The following is an 18,270-nucleotide window of genomic DNA, read 5'->3' on the forward strand; positions in this document are numbered from 1 at the left end:
TCTAAATCCTTAATGATTTAGAGGGGAATTTCTACAATATGATTTTACCGGATTACGTGGAACTAAATTAGTCCATCACCATATTGGTGGTGGTCAAGCTGTTGGTGTTCCGCTGCCACTACATCCTGGTTTTGGAGGGATTCATAACGCAGAAAAAGCGATTGGAGCATGGGTGAAAGATGCAGGGATTGCCCCCCATATTCTAATGCAGCACATCACCTAACACCTTGGAATGATAAAAGAGCTATTGAAGCACAAGAATTATTAAAAGAATTTGGAATACACCATGATTCTGCTGGTAATGGAGTATTTTTACCGTATAAAGTAAATGAATATGTGACTACTGAAGTGTTACATATAGGTAACCATGGTACGGATTATATGAAAGAGGTAACTAAGGTACTAAAAGAAGTTAAAGAATATGGTGGTACTCAAGCAGACGCTGTTGCAGCTTTACATGACATAAGAATACGTTTATTAGATGGCAGCTTAAAATTAAATAGCCCGAAATAATTTATGAATAGATTAAATATAAGGGAGAAGGAAAATGAAAATTTGGGAATTGAAGAGCTCATCTAATAACTATGAGTCTTTCCAACTATTAAATTATAAAAAGGATAAGAAATATTTTGAAGGAAAATTCAACTCCACTACAATTTTACTAGATTCATGGGGAGAAATATTTATAAAATGTATAGTTAGTTAAAAGTCTTTGACCAAGAGAAATAGTATGTTTTATTTTTATGATTTTCTCCCAAAAATATATGTTCATAAAACAAGTATAAGAGTATTTTAAAAAGTGTATATCATATAGATGTAAAGTGCAAAATAGTAACTTAAATTAAATACGGCAAGCATAACGCGTTGGTAAGTTTTACTGGCTCCAGCTGAAAATAAAACGCCTATAAGTGGTGCAAATAAACCAATTTTCCAAAAGATATTCGCTGATCCACCTATTTCTAATGTATGTTCATTTACTATAGTTAAAAGAGCATAAGGTACACATATTAAAGATAATATAGCCCATTTGTTCAAAGTGCCACCTCTTTTCGATGTTTTAATAGAAATAATATGAAAAGATTTTTATGATTTTGGAGGTGTATCCTACATATTTGGAATTAGGCTATAGTAAGTTATTATTTGTACTATTAATATATCCACCTATTGTTCCAGTTTCGAAATCATATTCCAATGTTTTCGTTTCATATTCAAATTTCATTACTATTACAACTTTAGTATTATCTTTCCATGAAATTTCATAGAGGTCTGAACTATTAATTATATTAAAATTAGCTACCCTTACTTTTGTTTTCTCTACAAGTTTGTTTTTTTCTTTAAAGTACATTTTTATGTATTTATCATCGGAGAGATGTCCATAAGAAATTCCCGTAATTTCTATTTGATTTGCTTGGTTGGATGACGTATTTTTTACAAGAGGTTTTTCGTTTTCTTGAAAAAACAGCCAATAAATAGGGTATAGAATAAGTATAAAAATGATACTCATACCTAGTAAAAATTTTAATATGCAACCACCAAAATCATGGTCTGCTATTTTATCATTACTTAGCCATTGGCTCATATTAGTTTCACCACTCAACTTTAGTATAATTAGATAGAAAACTTCTAAATGATTTAAATTATCACCTTGTTTAACTTTTTACTAAGAATAGAATGTTAACTACATTTATAAATTATTATCTTCATTTTGGAAATGATTTTTATGTTTCAATTGGTTTAATTTAACACGAAGTGAAACGAACCGCTAGTGTTTTCGAATGATAGCTTTACTTACTATATGTAGAAATATGTGTAAATGGTAGACAGGCTTCAAGTTTTAGTGTAAAAAATGGCTCAAGTATTATACCGCATTTCAAGGCTTGAAATGAGAGAATACTTGAACTTGGTGTATCTTATAAAGTAGGTATATATTTTTCTTAAGTTGATAGACATGAGATGTTACCACTATAATCTTCTTTTTTCGTTTCATAATGATTTATTACAAATAATACATGTCATAATCAAAAAAGAAGAGAAGTAGATTTGGATATCTTTTTTGTTATAAAGTTTAAAAACCTCTACATATAAGTAGAGGTTTTTAAATTGCATATTAGTGAATTATGCTTTTTCAAATAAACAAAGATACTAGAATACATAATTTTAACTAGACTTATTATTAACTAATTTATCCCCACCACCAAGCTCCGCCTCAATCTGCGAAGTTTTCGATGACTCATCCATACGCCAATACGTAATAAAGCTGATTGCGATACATCCAGCTACGTAGAAGTAGAATAGTGATTCCATTCCGATGCTCTTTAGCCATAAAGCGATGAACTCTGCAGTTCCGCCGAATATCGCAACTGTTAGAGCATATGGTAAACCTACGCCTAGTGCGCGAATTTCAGTTGGGAAGAGTTCTGCTTTTACAATTGCGTTAATTGATGTGTAGCCAGTAACGATAATGAGGCCGACCATCATCAGTAAGAACGCTACGATTGGTTCTGTCGTTTTTTCCATGAAGAAGAAGATTGGTGCTGTTAGTAACGTTCCGAGAATACCGAATGCCATTAATAGTGGGCGGCGTCCAATTTTATCGGATAGTAGCCCTGCAATTGGCTGAAGTACGACGAATATAAGTAGTGCGACAAAGTTAATCCAGCTTACAACTTCTTTCGGAAGGCCGACTGTGTTTACCATGAACTTTTGTAAATATGTTGTGTACGTATAAAATGCAACAGTGCCTCCTAATGTTAGGCCGACTACTGTTAATACAGCTTTCGGATGTTTCATAAGAGCGCGAACGGTTCCTGCGCTTTCGCGGTTTTTCGTTTCCATGTTTGAGAACTGTTCCGATTCATCCATCGTGCGGCGAAGCCATAATACAGCTACTGCACCCATCGCTCCAATAATGAATGGAATACGCCATCCCCAAGCTTTCATATCTGGTTCGCTTAGTAATTGCTGAAGAACAATTTGAACGCCTAACGCAACCATCTGTCCAGCAACGAGCGTTACATATTGGAAGCTTGAATAAAAACCGCGGCGTCCACTACTAGCCATTTCAGATAAATACGTTGCGGAAGTTCCGTACTCTCCGCCAAGTGATAATCCTTGAAGTAAACGAGCAAGAACTAAAATAATTGGTGCCATAATACCGATGCTTTCGTAACTAGGTGTACAGGCGATAATGAAAGAACCACCGGCCATAACCGTAATGGAAAGCGTTAATGCCGCCCGGCGTCCATGCCGATCCGCATAACGTCCCATTAATAAACTCCCAATAGGGCGCATTAAAAATCCAACTGCAAAAATAGCTGCTGTGTTCAGTAACTGACTCGTTGGATCTCCTTTAGGAAAGAACTCTGCTGAAAAATAAACGGCGAAAGCAGAGTAAACGTACCAGTCGTACCATTCAATTAAATTACCGACAGAACCTTTAAAGATATTGCCGGCGACTCGGTTAGATTTTGCTTGAGCCATACTAATTCCTCCTCTTGCTTAGTAATAAAAGGTATATATGAAAGCGCGTTCATTGTATTTGAATTGTACTGTTCTTTATTTAAAATCTCAATATTATGACAATTTTATTCTTTTTGTACTTTATGTACATGGAGAGTTTTTATAGTTGCTTCATTTTCAGTTTTGTCATAATAATAGAAAAAGGAGATTGATAGTTTTGAATATTTTATCAAAGGATATGAAGCATGAAAAAATCACCCAAAGTGTCATTACAAACGAAAATAGTAAGCTTAATTATCGCGTTAATTTTATTTGTCGTTCTCCTATTAACGGGAATATTTGTTTACATTCAGTCCGTTGATACGAAGCGCCAAGTGGAGCAACTAGCACTGCAAACGGCTAAATCTCTTTCTTTTATGCCAGCTATAAAAGATGCTTTTCAATATAACGAGCATAAAAGTACTATCCAATCCATTGCGGAACAAGTTCGTGAGCAAGCTGGTGCAGATTATGTCATTATAGAAGATCGCTTTGGGGTTATGTATTCCCATTCTAATTCGGATTTAATTGGCACAAAGAGTAACAATCCATATAACTATGAAGCACTCACTTTTGGTGGCTATTATACGCTTGAAGGAAATGGTGAAAGTGGTCCGGCTTTAATGGCGAAAGCTCCCATTATTGTTCATAACGGAGACTATGATCAAGTCGTAGGCGTTGTGACAGTAGAGTTTCTAATAAAAGGTATCGAATCTAACATATTAAGCAGAACGAAAGAAATTATACTCTTTTCCTTAGCTGTATTACTAGCTGGAATTGTGGGTGGCATTCTTTTAGCACGTAGCATTCGTAAAGATACACTCGGTTTGGAACCGAATGAAATCGCAGCGCTATACCGGGAACGAAGCGCGATACTACTATCTATAAAAGAAGGGATTATCGCCATTGATCAAAACGGTTTTATTACGATGATGAACACCTCGGCAGAAGAAATGCTTTATGTAAATGGCGATTATATGCAGCGGCACATTTCAAAAGTTTTACCAGAATTTCATATGGAGAGAGTGCTAGAAACCGATCAAGAAATCGCGTTTCAAGACAAGGTGTTTATTTTAAACATGACGCCGATACTCGAAAATAACAGTACGGTAGGCGTTGTATGTAGTTTTAGAGATAAAACAGAACTGCAAAACTTAGTGAATGCGATATCTGAGGTAAGAAAGTATTCCGAGGACTTACGCGCTCAAACACATGAATTTACAAATAAGCTGTTCGTCTTATCGGGATTACTTCAGTTAGGACATTACAAAGAAGCGATTGAATTTATTCAGCAAGAATCTAACATTCATCAAAGCCAAAATCATATTTTATTTCATCAAATTCATGATGCGAAAGTACAAGCTATTTTATTAGGAAAAATCGGAACAGCATCTGAAAAGAAAATTGATTTTCATATTGAAGGAGATAGCGCGCTTCATCCGTTACCAGACCATATAAAGGTGTCGCATCTTATTACGATCCTTGGAAACATAATTGATAATGCATTTGATGCGGTGAGTGGGCAAGAGGAGAAGAGAGTTTCCTTCTTCGTTACGGATATAGGACACGATATTGTATTTGAAGTGATAGATAGTGGGATAGGAATACCGGTAGAAAAAATTACGACCATTTTTCAAAAAGGATTTTCAACGAAAGGAACTGATCGTGGTTACGGACTAGCAAACGTAAAAGAAATGGTAGATCTACTAGAGGGAACAATTGAAATTCAAAACGAGAAAAATGGGGGAGCGATTTTTACAATTTACCTTCCGAAAACATTGAGAGAAAGTACATGACAAACAGGGGGATGGGCATATGTTGAAGGTTGCAATTGCAGAAGATGATTTCCGCGTCGCGCAAATTCAAGAAGAGTTTTTATCGAAAATAAAGAACGTAAAAGTGATTGGAAAAGCATTGAATGCGAAAGAAACGATGGAATTACTACAAAGAGAAGAAATCGATTTGCTTCTATTAGATAATTACTTACCAGATGGGATCGGAACCGACTTATTACCAAAAATCCATGCTGACTTTCCAAGCGTTGACGTCATTATGGTAACAGCGGCGAATGAAAACTATATGCTAGAAAAAGCAATTCGAAACGGCGTAAGTAACTACCTTATAAAACCGGTCACGTTAGAAAAATTTGTTCGCACAATTGAAGACTATAAAAGAAAGAAGCAACTATTACATAGTAACAATGAAGTAAATCAAGCACTCATCGATAATTTCTTCGGGACTTCGCAAACACAAGACATAAAAAACTTACCGACAGGTGTGGATCCGCTAACACTGCAAAAAGTGAAAGGGATTATAAAAGGATTTGAAGAGGGCATTACAATAGAAGAAATGGGAGAACAAATGGGGGCCTCCAGAACAACCGCAAGAAGATATTTAGAATACTTAGTAGCGACCGGCGAATGCACAGTAGAGTACACATACGGCATTATCGGACGACCAGAACGAAAATATCGAATAGGAAGAGGACTATGAAAAAACGATTATTACTATGTATATGGATCATGACAGGAGTAATAGCTGGTTGTTCCTCGGAAAAATCCCATACGAATAAAGTGAACATCGACAAATTAGAAATCGTTGCGCCAAACGTTCAAGGCGCTGGATGGGACTTAACAGCACGGGCAATGCAAAAAACACTAACAGAAGAAAAAATCTTCACAAAACCAATCACAGTCACAAACAAAGTAGGTGGCAGCGGTGACGTCGGATGGAAATATACGAAACAAAAAGGCGGTCATATACTGGCGATTAACTCAAGCTTACTCATAACGAACAACCTACTAGGCCACAGTAAACTAACATATAAAGACTTCACGCCGCTCGCGACACTCGCATCGGACTGGGAAGTCGTGGTCGTATCAAAAGACAGCACCATAGATAACGCAAACGAACTAATGAAACAACTAAAACAAGACAAGCAAAACTTCAAAATCGGCGTTGCCCCCGGCCTAGGAAACGACGATCACCTATCCTTCGTACAAGTAAGCAAAGCCTTCGGCATAAACCCTGCCGAACTACAATTCTTCGTCTACGAAAACAAAGAAAAAATCATAAACGCCCTAACGAACAAACAAATAGGCGCCGCAACCATGACCCTATCCGAAGCCGAAAAACAATACAAAGCCGGCAAAATAAAAATACTAGCCGTATCCGCACCAAAACGACTAGACCGACTACCAGAAATCCCAACGTGGAAAGAACAAGGCATAAACGTCATATTCCAGCACTGGAAAGGGATTATGGGGCCGAAAGATATGACAGAGGAAGAGGTTGCTTATTGGGATGGTGTGATTAAGAGGATGGTGGAGAGTGATAGTTGGAAGGGGATTTTGAGGGAGCGGGGTTGGGAGAGTTTTTATAAGGATAGTGGGGAGACGAGGGGGTTTTTGGAGGAGAGTGGTGGTTGGTATGGGGGGATGGTGAAATTTGGTGATTGATGAATGTTCATTTGTAAGAAATAGGATATGTGACATAAATAATGCCACATTATAAGTTATAATTTACTTATAACAATTTATTAAAATGATTATTCAGGAGAATTGATTCACAAATTTATAAACGGCGGTGTGGGGAATGGATTATAATTTTGAGATTTTATCATTGTTAGATAATTCAATTGAGTTTGAGAAGCTGCATAGTAAGTTTAATCGTTTTAACCCTTTTAAAATATTGAAGGTAGATAAGTTTGAGATTAGACATTCTAATATGATTGCTTGGCTACTTGATCCTATGGAAAATCATCACTTAGGTTCTATGTTTGTAAATAAGGTCCTTTCTAGGACGTTTGTAAAAGCGGAGAATGAGGAGTTAATTGGGCAATATAATTTTATTAAATTACATAAGCAGTCTCTTCAAGATTTGGAAGTGTTCCGCGAAGTACAAACGAAAAATAATAAACGAATTGATATTTTGGCAATATCAGAGGCGCAAAAGGTTGCTATTTTGATTGAAAATAAATATAAGTCATCTGAGTCAGATGGACAATTACAAAATTACATAAACTTTGTTAGTGAGAAATATGAAGGGTATACGATCATTCCAATTTTTTTAAGTTTAGATGGTAGCGCTCCAAGTCATAAATCGTATCTTACTTTAGATTATGGAGATATATTAAATATTCTAAAAGGGCAATTGGAGATTTATAGTGAGTATACGTCTAGTACGATAAAAGATTTCCTTTCTTACTATATTGATATATTAGAAGGAGAACTAGTTCGTGATGAAGAAGACATTGAACTAGCGTTAACAGTGTATAAGAGTCATAAGGCCGCTGTTGATTTTTTATGTTTAAATGGTAACGGAAAAGTAGTTGGAAAGTTTGTTAATAAAGAGTTGTTAAGCGCTGTAAAGAAATTGAGTGTTGAAGAAAAAGAAGATCTTCGCAAAATTTATAAGAAGTATGCTGAAACGCTTCACTTTATACATGGGGCTGGAAATAGCGTCATGAGAGAAGCATTTTTACAATTTGTAGAGAAAAATCAAATACCAGAAGATTGTTATCATGAACACATTCGCATTCCATCTTTCATTTTCGAAGAATGGAAACAACTTGATGAAATCGTTGGAGTGCCAAATCATGAATGGTGGCTAAATAATGCTCTTATAACTTGGTTCGAAAGAAAAGTAGATGGGCGTATGAAGCTTATTGTTGAAGTTGGGCCGTTGGAATACAAACAGAGATTAAAGTTATTATGCAAGTTAGAGGAAAATGGAATTACTATTAAAGAAAAATCAAAAGAAGCTGGATCCATGTATACAAGAATTTATGCTGGATATGAAAATATAAGTGATTGGGCAGATCAAGATGAAATTATCCGTGTGATGAATGATATGTATAACAATGCTGATTTTAATCAAGTGGTGGCGGCTATAGGCGATACGATAAAAGGGCTTGTATACGGAGAAGAAGATTCTTCTTCTGAAATTGTTATGGTAGAGGGTAGTCAAACAGACGCGGATACTTTAGCTAATGCTTTTCACTTATTCGTCCACGAACAAAAGTTCCAAGAAGGTTTTTACAATATTCATCACCGACTACCATCATTTATTATGCCGGAGTTTCGCAAACTAGAAGAACAATTTGGAACACCGAAATGGAATTGGTGGTTCAATAACTGTGCGATTATGTGGTTCGAACGTTTGAAAGATAATAGATTGAAGCTGACGCTAGAAATTGGACCACTAGAATCACAAAAGAGATTAATGCTATTAACAAGGCTAGAAAGTAAAGGGAGAAAAATAAGCGCAGCAGCGAAAAGGCCAGAAGCGTCGTATACAAGAATTTACACAAATACAAGTAATATAAGCAACTGGTCAGATGAACACATTGTTATACGGGCTATGAACGAGTTATTTAATGATAAGGACTGTCAAAATGTTATTCAAATGTTAACAGATATCGCTAAAGAGGAAGTTCATATTTAAAAAGAATTGCCAAGTGCAGAGAGATGTACTTGGCGATTGTTTTAACTATTTTAGATATAGTATGAAAAGGTGATTCTAATTTTTTATACTTAGATGAGGATGGATGAATAGAAACGAGGAATTATATGAGTAAATTAAGCAATTGTCTGTATATGATTGAACTTCTGCATGCAAGAGAGAAAATGAAGATTAGTGAGTTAGCAGAGTTGTTAGAAGTAAAAGAACGGATGGTCCGCATTTATCGTGATGATATTGAAATGGCAGGTATAAAGATTGAGACAACGAAAGGAAGGGATGGCTGTTACTCTCTTTCGAATACATCGTTATTTCCTATTAAAAATATGTCTCAACAAGAGCTAGATGCGTTAACATTTTCAATTCAAAAACTAGTTTCAAAAGGTAATGATATTTATGCAAAGGACGCAAAAGTAGCATTAGATAAATTGAATGCCGTTCGGAAAGTTGAAACGAATAAAGACCGTCATATATATTTTGTTCAAAGATCGAAGCCAAATAATGCTTTTTCTAATGAAAATCAAAAATATGTACAACTACAAGAAGCTTTATTTACAAGACGCAAGGTGAGAATTCAATATGAGAAACGATTTGGTGAAAGGTCAGAACGAATTATTGATCCGTACGGTTTTGTACACTACAATGAATTCTTTTATTGCCTAGCTCTGTGTAATGATAAAAAAGAAAAACGTATGTTTAAATTATCGCGAATAAAGGATATTAGAGTTTTGTATGATACATATGAAATACCCGCTGATTTCGATATTCGAGAAGAATTTCCGAAATTAGGTATCGTGAAAGAATCACTTGAAGTTGAGTTACTCATCTATCCACCATTCGCGGCATCTGTACCGGAATCCATTTGGGGAGAGAATCAAAAGATAGACCATAATGATGATGGTAGCATTCTTTTCCGGGCGACGATGAGCGGGAAAGAGTCGATTAAGAAGTGGATTTTGGGGATGGGTGCTTCGGTTAGGGTGTTGGAGCCTGGGGGCTTGAGGGAAGAGGTTATTGAGGAGGGTAGGAAATTAATTGCTTTATATGGTGGATAATTAAATTATATTTATATTAAAATATAAATAGGGAGAATTGTAATATTTTTGGAAGGATATACAGTGTAAAGTGAAGTCAATAGTACTGGTTTTGATGTTATAATGGAATAGAATGTAAAAGGATAGTAGATACATTTAATTACGATAATTATAGTTTTAGTCTATGGTCCTTGAAATTAGACTTTCCTTTATAAGTATATAAAGAATTAACAATTATATTTAAATAGAAAGGATAGAGTATATGAGCAACAAATTTTTATTTTCTTTTTTACAGTCGAAGTATAAGAAATTGGCTGATGTTGCAGAAGCGTTAGAAAAGCAGGTGTATAACGATGTTCCTTCTGCGTTATCAAAGGCGAGGCTTTTTGCGGAGAAGCTAGCAAAGTATGTAATGGAAATGGAAGATATTAATGTATATTACGAAATGAAGCATGTTGAAGTAATACATAAGTTGTATCGAGAAGGAATTTTAAATGAGGAAATGCATTTCCGATTTGAATGGATTCGCAAGATGGGTAATAAAGCGGTTCATGAAGCGAACTTTGGAAGTATAGAAGATGCATTGAAAGCTCATAAACTTACATATGACTTGGCAGTTTGGTTCATGGAGTTATATGGAGATGTTAATTTTAAAGCGCCAGCATATGCAAGTCCGAAAGCTAATGCAGAGCAGAAGGTTAATACAGACGATATTAAACAAACCGTAGCAGAAACAGTAGAGAAGAGCTTAGAAAAAACACTTGAAGCGAAGTTCCGAGAAATGCAGGAGACATTATTCAAGTTAACGCAGGAACAGCAAAAAGAGAAAGAAGTCGTGCAAGTTGTAACTGGACAAAAAGAGCAAGAACCGATTATTGAAGAAGAGATGCCTGTAAAGGAAGAAGTACAAGAACCAATTATTGAAGAAGAGATGCCTGTAAAGGAAGAAGTACAGGAGCCGGTTATTGAAGAAAAGATGCCTGCAAAGGAAGAAGTACAAGAGCTGGTTATTAAAGAAAAAACGCCTAAAAAAGCAGAGACAACTGATACGGAAATTTTAGAAGAAGATTTTGATTTAATGAGTTATTTGCAAAGTCATGATGTAGAAATCATTGATAAACGTTCTGCTGGAGGATCCCTTTGGTTAGTTGGTGGTTGGGAATTAAAAGAGGTATTAGATCCATTAAAACCACGTAAAATTTATTTCCGTTACACAGCTAAAGGTGGGCGCGTGACAAAGCGTAAGCCAGCTTGGTTTTTAATGGGGAATTATAGTGATGGTCCTAAGAAAAAGGAAAGTATTCCTAAAAAGGAAGTAGAAGAACCGAAGCAAGTCGATATGCCGAAAGAAATTGAGAAAGAGAAAGAAAAAGAAGTTGTGCAGCAAGTAGTAGAAAAAAGAGAAGTGACTGATCAGCAATTGATCGTTCCTTCTCGATTAGTTGAATTGTGTATGAATGAATATGAAGGGAGCCCAGTTTATACATTTGGCGAACATTTTCATTTAGATACTTTTGGAGAAATAAAAGAAGATCATTTACGTGATTGGTATCGAAAAGATAAACAAGCTTTTTATGATTTAGCAGTTCAGTTATGGTTTTTAGGTTGTGAGTATCAAGGGAATTTAGCGAAGCTTATAAACTTGCCTCATGAACAAGAGCGAGTATTAATCGAGATAAATACTACACGAAATGAAGCATTAAGTGAGAAACTTCCACAACATTTAACAGAGTTATTTGCTAAATTTGGTGTGCGAAACATAAAACAATTACATGGACTACCAGTGTTTGCAGTTCGCTGGCTTACAGCAGAAGCATTTGATGAATTTTTAAATTGTTTAAAGCACGAAGAGTCTGATACAGATGACGACAGTCCCAGTAGTAGCGTAGAAGAGAATACACAAAGTCAGCACGAATTTGAAGAAGAGTTACAAAATGAGGACGGATTTATAGTTTGTATGGGAACGGAATGTGTAGAAATTCCTGCTTCTATGAGAAATATTGAAATTACGCTAGAGCTGATTTCAGGGTGTAATACCCTTGTTAAACAATTGCGAAAAAATATGGGGATTCATGTAATAGGAAATCTTCCAAAAGATATACTCCCTTTACGGGAACAATTGCGTAATGTTGGCCCTAAAATGATGGAGAAATTTTTTAGTCAGTTAGGACAGATGGGGCGCCCTAAAAAAATCGAGGTTGTCGTTGAGCCAATAGGAATACAAGGAGAAGAAGTACTATTAAATGGAGAGCGAGTAGCAATTCCGCTTTCTTTACAGGAAGAATCGTTAGAATACGGAGATTTTTTAAGTTGTCCATCACTTATAGAAAAATTGCATGAGGCTGGTATTCATCAGTATAAACAACTGCCTCTCGATTTACAGGAGCTGAGAAAGTTTCAAGGTGTTGGCGATTCAGCTGTGAAGAGATTCTTACAACACTTAAAAGAAAAAGCAGAAGTTGCTGAGAAGAGAGAACAGGAAGAAAGTTTTTATGCAACAATGACGGCGGACGAGAGAGTGCAGTACGAAACAGATCAGTTAAAAGAAATGCTGCAAGAAATGATAGAAACAGGAAGTATTCATACTAAGCTGAAGATAAACGAGAAAGCTCTTGCGATTATGCGCGAACGGTATGAAGGAACATTAAATGGAAAGCGCCCAACATTAGAAGAAACAGCGCAAAATCATGATGTAACGCGTGAAAGAATCCGACAAATTGTTAAAAATTCAGTCGGAAAGATTAAAATGAAAGCGGAAGTATGGTTTCAATTATTCCGAAATAAATTAGAAGCTAACAGAAACTTTATGGAAAATGACATTTTCACAGAGAACACTTTTTACGAGTACTTAGTTTTAGAAATGTTAGAGTTAGAGGATATATACCTTTGTTTTGATAATCAATTTTTCACTACGTTAACGAAAGCTGAGTTACAAGAATTTGATAGACAAATTTCTAATATTTTCTCTGAACGATTAAAAGGGAAATTGTTAGAAGAAGAGCAATATGAGGAAATGATGGAGAATGTTGCAGTGGAATTAGAAGTGTCTCCGTTTATTGTAAGAAATACTTGTAATGAAATGATGCGCCAGACAGAGCAAAATCAATATGTATTAGCAAAAGCGAAGAAAATTGATGTAGCTGAGATTGTATTGAGACAGTTCCCGAATGGTGCTGAAGTATATAAAGAGTATGAGATGTTAAATGAGAAGGCAAATGAAATAATGCCAAATTCATTCCATGGAGAAAGAGATTTTCCTGCTATTTGTACGAGAGATGAAGCTTCAGACACAATTTATTTATGGGGTAGAGGTATTTATATTCACAGTAGCTTCGTTAAACCGAATATAGAATTAATCGAGACAATTGCAAAAGAAGCAGCTGACAAATTAGAGAAGAAGCCAGTTATTACTGTTACATATTTGTTCGATCAATATGAAGATGTACTACTAGAAAATGATGTTCCAACAGAATATGCGTTGTACACATTATTAAGACAGTATGGATCTGATCATATTGCACTACCAAAGTTCCCGAAAATTATTCAAATAGGGGACACAGGAAGTATAAGAAATGCGGATTTACTTAGTGATTTTATTAGAAGTAAAGGACATGAAGTGAGCACGAAAGAATTAAGAGATGAGTTTATAGTAAATCGTGGTTGGAAGCCGTTTACGGTGGAATTCACTTTATCTAGTACACAAGATATTATTCAGAGTAATTATGGAGAGTACACATTACTAGAATTTTATGAGCAAATGCCAGTTCATATATTTGATCCGATCATAAAGCGTATAAACGAAAAATTAGAAGAAATTCCGCAGTTTCAAATTAATGGCATATTTAAAGAGTTTGAATCATACTGCATTGCAAATGGTATTCATACAAATTACTTACTCTATTATTTACTTCGTTCCAAGTGTGACGATCATTTTATGTTGCCGCGTTACCCACACATTGTGAAGATCGGAAGCGAGTTAGAAACTGCTAGTATTAAAACTTTAGTAGAAGATTATATTCTAGAGCAAGGATACGAAGTTTCAAGGGAAGAGGTAATGGATTGGCTTGTAAATGAATTAGGGGCACGTGAAAATGCCTTCGATATTGCACTACAGCTCTCGGATCGAATTTTTTATTATACGAGAGGCCAGTATGCTGAGTATGTACACGAAATGACAATTGGATGGAATACAGAAAAGCAACTTGTGTTAAAAAATGTGGTATTAGATGTATTAGCGAGAGAACAACAAATAAATGATAAAAACTTTATCCGAGTAGAACATTGCTTATCTGAAAACCTTCCAGAGTTAGATGGAGGTTTATCTTGGACAATTGATTTATTCGCAGATTGTGTAAAACGAGATAAAGAATTCATTTTACTAGGTTCGAGAGGAACAATTATCGTACCTCGTACAAGCTCAATTCAATCAGAGACAGATTTTATCCAATATGTGTTAGTAAAAGAGTTTGGTGGATCAGCGAAAATGCGCGATGTAAAGAAAAAGTTAATGCAATACGGATTCTCGGCGGATGGAGAGTTACTATTTGAGACAGAAACGTTACTAGCCGAAGGAAAGGCTCCTTTCGTTCAAATAGGTGATGAGATTATCTCTAAGCATTTAGTGGAGGTGTAAAAATTGCAATCGGACTTAAAAGAAAAAATTGAACCGTATTTACAAAAAGAAGAAGATATAACGAAGAAAATTGTGCTGAAGACGGTAGAATTAGTGAGTACGCGTAAAAAATTATCTACACAAGCTCTAGTGAAAAAGTTAGATAGAGATATTGATAGTTTAATATAGGTGTGACATACAGGGGGTGTAAAGCATGTTAATTCAAAAAATCACCTTTCATCATTTTAGACAGTTTTACGACACGCAAAGTATTACGTTTGCAGGAGTAGATAATGAAAGGCTTGTTACAGTTATTTTAGGTGAAAACGGTCGCGGTAAAACAGGTATTTACCGCGGTCTTCTCTTCGGATTATATGGAGATATGTATTTAGATCAAGATGCTGATGGAAAAGACGATATTGTTTTAACGAATACAAAAGCATTGCAAGAAGATTATGATGGTGAGAAAAAAGGTGTTACTTGTACAGTAACAATTGATTTTCTTCATAATCAAAATGAATTTTCTATTAGTCGTTCCATATTTGCGGTGCAAAATGATAAAGGTGAAAAAATTGAGCGATTACATGCTGCTGAATTAAAGAATGTAACGAACGGAAGTATTATTACAGATAAAGAAGAAATTCAGCAGTTTGTAAATGAAATATTAGATGAACGTGTGAAAAACTATTTCTTCTTTGACGGAGAACGTATCGAGCGCCTTACAAGAGCGTCAGAACAGCAACGTAAAGAAATCGCAAAAGGTATAAAAAACTTATTAAAAATTGATGATTTACTTAAATCACAAGAAGTATTACAGGCATTAGATAAACAAGTGCTAAAAGAATTACAAAAACATTCTTCTGGTGATTATCAAAAGAAATTAAAAGAAAAACTAGAAAATGATGAAGCAAAAGAAAAAGCTAAGCTAGAACTAGAAACAACTGGCGTACAGCTAGATGAAGCTGAACAACGTTTGGATCATCTTACTACACAATTAGAGCAATTCCAAGAAGAAGCACAGAAAATTAAAGAATTAAAACAACAAGAAGAACTTCTTCAAACGAAGCAGATGGAACAGCGAGCTGCGATGCAACATTTAGTCGGTTTTAACAATACGTTATCTTTATTATTAGCGAAAGATATTCTTCATTCTGTTAAAACAAAGCTAGAGATCGTACTCGATTATCAAACAGAAAAAATGGATATCGGTTTAGAGTTCATTCAAAATTTACTGAGCGATTTAAAATGTATGTGCGGTACTGTCTTGCAAGAAGGCTCTAAAGAGTACGAATCCATTATGAGACTAGAAAAAGTTGCAATTCGTAACGTTGAAAAGAAAGCTTTTTATGAACTGCTAACAAACGTTATACAATTAATCGGTTTCCTTGAAGATAAAGAAAACGACTTAAAATATAAGCTTGATGAAGTGAGTAAAAAAGAGTACGAATTAGAAACGATTCGCCAACAAGTTGAAAGCTTAAATAAACAACTATCAGATACAGGTATTGAAGATTTAGCTACTTTAAATAAAGAGCGAAATGATGTACATAAACAACAGGTGCAGTTAGATGTGCAGATGAACCAATTGCGTGAAAACATAGAAGAGCTTGAACGTAAAGAAGAGCAATTAGAACTAGCTCTGCGCGATTTAAAAGTGAAAAGTGGCGTACACGCGAAGCTTGCTAAAAAGCAAGAAGAAACAGGAAAAGCTGTAAAAGCAATTAATCAAATGATAAAAGAATTTGAAAAGATTATTATTGCTGACTTAGAAAAAGTAACAACAAATAATCTTCAGCAGCTACTAGATGATAGCGGGAACATGAATATTCAAGAAGTAAGAATTAAAAAAGATTATTCATTAGAAGTATTAAACAGCTACGGTCACTCTTTCCTAGCGAACATTTCACAAGGACAGCGACAAGTATTATCCTTAAGCTTTATTACCGCACTAGCGCAAGTTGCAGGAGGACATGCTTCATTAGAAATGCCATTATTCATGGACACGCCGTTCGGTCGTTTATCTTCAAAACATGAATTGAACTTATTAAGCTTCTTACCAGAAGTATGTTCACAATGGATACTACTCGTAACAGATCGAGAATTTGGCGATCGGGAAAGAGCCATGTTCGTAGAAAAGGGATGCTGGGGCAAATATTACGAACTTCGCAGCGTTGAACCGAGCGTAACAAAAATTATCGAACATCCAATGTTCATCCCGCAACATTCATAAGGAGGAGGGAGTTATATGGAAGAAACAAAAACATCATTACGTGTCAAAGTACGCAAAGAGTACTTACCATTCTTTAAAGACTTACGAACAAAACATATATTTGAACAACACAGCTCCTTCTTCACACTATGTGCATGTGTAGGAGAACGACTAGGTAGAATAGATGAATCCTACAAAGGAATCGAACTATGCCAAGCCTACACATTCACAACATACGAAAAAACAATTTTACAATCACTTATCTACAACAAAACAAAACAACTAACAGAAGAAAAAGAAATGTTCGCCGAAGCAGAAAAGTATGCAGATGCTGGATTTCGATTTCTGATTGAAGGACCGTTCTCAAGCGTTGCGATCAAACTGGAGAGCGGGGAGTATTCCTTGCATTCTGGTAGAGAGGAAGAGCTGGAGAAGTTGATGGCTGGGTATGTTTTGGAGTTGGTTGAGGGGGTTCCGTTTTAAAGAGGAACAATTGTATAAAGTAACTATTGAAAGAGGAGAGTCATATGAAAGAGTATCTTCCGTATTTGCCATTAGTTATAGCTATAATTGCAGCTTCCTTGGGATATGTTACTGGTCAAAGAAGTGGGAAGATTAATCGTTTTTTTCAGCAAGTTGATATTAATCTTAAAGAAGTATGTGGACCAATGCATTTTAGCTTAAAGCGAGTGTTTGAAATTGAAGATGCGCAAAAGAGAGAGGAATATACGGACCAATTCTTTGAAGAATTTTCTACATTAAATCCAAATCTTTATAAGTTGGGGAATAAATTTATTATTGATTGGTTCATTGAAACTGAAAATCTTTATAACAAGTTCAAAAAGAGTAGGGAACTAGGGGACTGGGAAGAATGCTGGAAACAATTATATGGTCTTAAAGTCATGTTAGGGTATGAATATGAAAAAAACTTTGATTCTTTATATGGTGAGTACCGTTGGTTTCAAAGAACTTTAACAGCAAATATTTTCGTTAGAATATGGCATGAGCTCATCTATATTTTATTTCAAGCAATCCAATTTGTTGTATTTGTTGCTATGCTTTTTGTATATCTTTCTATTTGGGATTATCTCTTTATAGGTCAATTCCCTAAAGGTATGATCTCAGTATCCATTCTAATTCTTGTATGTACTATTATGCTCTATGGTCTCGTAATGATTATAGGGGCTAATATTAGTGGATTAAGAAAACAAAGAAATTCTTTTGCTAGAAAGTTAGGAAAGAGATACGCTCCAAATCTTATTGATTTTTGGGATAAAAAAGTTATACGTTCTAATAAAAATGTAGAAATTCCTGAAATGTATAAACAGCGAAAATATTAGTAAGTAAAAAAGGTCAGGGAGCTATTATTTGAAATTCATAATGGTATAGGGGAAATGGTAGTATTTGTTGCTGGCGTTTGATAATGTACGATTGATAGTTATGGATTATTGAATGCA

At 35.2% G+C, this 18,270-nt stretch carries 14 protein-coding genes and 2 pseudogenes; 13 read left to right on the top strand and 3 right to left on the bottom strand.

The genetic code is table 11. The features are described from left to right. Positions 1-79: 79 nt before the first annotated feature. The 3 genes and pseudogenes from C3Y97_RS28015 to C3Y97_RS28425 form a co-directional block, all read left to right on the top strand. Positions 80-223 (top strand): annotated as a pseudogene (locus C3Y97_RS28015) (hypothetical protein); the annotation flags it as partial. Continuing rightward, positions 169-513, top strand: a complete 345-nt coding sequence (locus C3Y97_RS04830) for an AHH domain-containing protein (RefSeq protein WP_136363097.1) — start codon at positions 169-171, stop codon at positions 511-513. The pseudogene C3Y97_RS28015 and the gene C3Y97_RS04830, both read left to right, overlap by 55 nt. Before the next feature lie 34 nt (positions 514-547). Continuing rightward, positions 548-697: pseudogene (locus C3Y97_RS28425) on the top strand (imm11 family protein); the annotation flags it as partial. A 95-nt stretch (positions 698-792) separates the two neighbouring features. Here the strand turns inward: C3Y97_RS28425 and C3Y97_RS04835 are convergent. The 3 genes from C3Y97_RS04835 to C3Y97_RS04845 form a co-directional block, all read right to left on the bottom strand. Continuing rightward, on the bottom strand, positions 793-1,035 hold the full coding sequence (locus tag C3Y97_RS04835) for a hypothetical protein (RefSeq protein WP_001045662.1): 243 nt from the start codon (positions 1,033-1,035) through the stop codon (positions 793-795). Between the two features lie 88 nt (positions 1,036-1,123). Continuing rightward, on the bottom strand, positions 1,124-1,579 hold the full coding sequence (locus C3Y97_RS04840; protein ID WP_000084806.1) for a hypothetical protein: 456 nt from the start codon (positions 1,577-1,579) through the stop codon (positions 1,124-1,126). Positions 1,580-2,157: 578 nt separating this feature from the next. Further along, complete coding sequence (locus C3Y97_RS04845; RefSeq protein ID WP_086692657.1) at positions 2,158-3,480, bottom strand: MFS transporter; 1,323 nt, start codon at positions 3,478-3,480, stop codon at positions 2,158-2,160. Positions 3,481-3,704: 224 nt separating this feature from the next. Between C3Y97_RS04845 and C3Y97_RS04850 the strand changes: the two genes are divergently transcribed. The 10 genes from C3Y97_RS04850 (at position 3,705) to C3Y97_RS04890 (ending at position 18,153) form a co-directional block, all read left to right on the top strand. Beyond that, a complete protein-coding gene (locus C3Y97_RS04850; RefSeq protein WP_136363099.1) occupies positions 3,705-5,294 on the top strand; it encodes an ATP-binding protein in 1,590 nt (529 codons plus the stop codon). Between the two features lie 19 nt (positions 5,295-5,313). After that, positions 5,314-5,991, top strand: coding sequence for a response regulator (locus C3Y97_RS04855; RefSeq protein WP_136363101.1), 678 nt, complete (start codon positions 5,314-5,316; stop codon positions 5,989-5,991). Beyond that, positions 5,988-6,956 (top strand): tripartite tricarboxylate transporter substrate binding protein, encoded by a 969-nt coding sequence (locus C3Y97_RS04860; protein ID WP_136363103.1) that lies wholly within the window; start codon positions 5,988-5,990, stop codon positions 6,954-6,956. Before C3Y97_RS04855 ends, C3Y97_RS04860 begins: the two co-directional genes overlap by 4 nt. Positions 6,957-7,092: 136 nt before the next feature. After that, complete coding sequence (locus C3Y97_RS04865; RefSeq protein ID WP_136363105.1) at positions 7,093-8,943, top strand: PDDEXK-like family protein; 1,851 nt, start codon at positions 7,093-7,095, stop codon at positions 8,941-8,943. Positions 8,944-9,068: 125 nt separating this feature from the next. Then, the gene (locus tag C3Y97_RS04870; protein WP_136363107.1) at positions 9,069-10,013 is read left to right on the top strand and encodes a helix-turn-helix transcriptional regulator; all 945 of its coding nucleotides are present in this window, start codon (positions 9,069-9,071) and stop codon (positions 10,011-10,013) included. A gap of 241 nt (positions 10,014-10,254) precedes the next feature. Next, on the top strand, positions 10,255-14,625 hold the full coding sequence (locus C3Y97_RS04875) for a sigma factor-like helix-turn-helix DNA-binding protein (protein WP_136363109.1): 4,371 nt from the start codon (positions 10,255-10,257) through the stop codon (positions 14,623-14,625). 3 nt (positions 14,626-14,628) lie between these two features. After that, a complete protein-coding gene (locus C3Y97_RS27710; RefSeq protein ID WP_001190284.1) occupies positions 14,629-14,793 on the top strand; it encodes a hypothetical protein in 165 nt (54 codons plus the stop codon). Positions 14,794-14,818: 25 nt separating this feature from the next. Further along, positions 14,819-16,834 carry an AAA family ATPase gene (locus tag C3Y97_RS04880; RefSeq protein ID WP_136363111.1) on the top strand — a complete coding sequence of 672 codons (2,016 nt, stop codon included), beginning with the start codon at positions 14,819-14,821 and terminating at the stop codon, positions 16,832-16,834. A 15-nt stretch (positions 16,835-16,849) separates the two neighbouring features. After that, entirely contained in the window at positions 16,850-17,296 is a 447-nt protein-coding gene (locus C3Y97_RS04885; RefSeq protein ID WP_074554144.1) for a hypothetical protein, read from the top strand. Positions 17,297-17,340: 44 nt separating this feature from the next. Then, the gene (locus C3Y97_RS04890) at positions 17,341-18,153 is read left to right on the top strand and encodes a hypothetical protein (RefSeq protein WP_074554142.1); all 813 of its coding nucleotides are present in this window, start codon (positions 17,341-17,343) and stop codon (positions 18,151-18,153) included. The last annotated feature ends 117 nt before the right edge of the window (positions 18,154-18,270 follow it).

This window comes from Bacillus sp. DU-106, assembly GCF_004799705.1.
Classification (GTDB): Bacteria; Bacillota; Bacilli; order Bacillales; family Bacillaceae_G; genus Bacillus_A; species Bacillus_A cereus.

Excerpts from the sequence above, each read along its gene's own strand:
- C3Y97_RS04830 (WP_136363097.1), top strand. The coding sequence starts at position 169 with ATGGGTGAAAGATGCAGGGATTGCCCCCCATATTCTAATGCAGCACAT.
- C3Y97_RS04880 (WP_136363111.1), top strand. The coding sequence starts at position 14,819 with ATGTTAATTCAAAAAATCACCTTTCATCATTTTAGACAGTTTTACGAC.
- C3Y97_RS04890 (WP_074554142.1), top strand. The coding sequence starts at position 17,341 with ATGAAAGAGTATCTTCCGTATTTGCCATTAGTTATAGCTATAATTGCA.
- C3Y97_RS04865 (WP_136363105.1), top strand. The coding sequence starts at position 7,093 with ATGGATTATAATTTTGAGATTTTATCATTGTTAGATAATTCAATTGAG.
- C3Y97_RS04875 (WP_136363109.1), top strand. The coding sequence starts at position 10,255 with ATGAGCAACAAATTTTTATTTTCTTTTTTACAGTCGAAGTATAAGAAA.
- C3Y97_RS04855 (WP_136363101.1), top strand. The coding sequence starts at position 5,314 with ATGTTGAAGGTTGCAATTGCAGAAGATGATTTCCGCGTCGCGCAAATT.
- C3Y97_RS04850 (WP_136363099.1), top strand. The coding sequence starts at position 3,705 with ATGAAAAAATCACCCAAAGTGTCATTACAAACGAAAATAGTAAGCTTA.
- C3Y97_RS04885 (WP_074554144.1), top strand. The coding sequence starts at position 16,850 with ATGGAAGAAACAAAAACATCATTACGTGTCAAAGTACGCAAAGAGTAC.
- C3Y97_RS04845 (WP_086692657.1), bottom strand. The coding sequence starts at position 3,480 with ATGGCTCAAGCAAAATCTAACCGAGTCGCCGGCAATATCTTTAAAGGT.
- C3Y97_RS04840 (WP_000084806.1), bottom strand. The coding sequence starts at position 1,579 with ATGAGCCAATGGCTAAGTAATGATAAAATAGCAGACCATGATTTTGGT.
- C3Y97_RS04860 (WP_136363103.1), top strand. The coding sequence starts at position 5,988 with ATGAAAAAACGATTATTACTATGTATATGGATCATGACAGGAGTAATA.
- C3Y97_RS04870 (WP_136363107.1), top strand. The coding sequence starts at position 9,069 with ATGAGTAAATTAAGCAATTGTCTGTATATGATTGAACTTCTGCATGCA.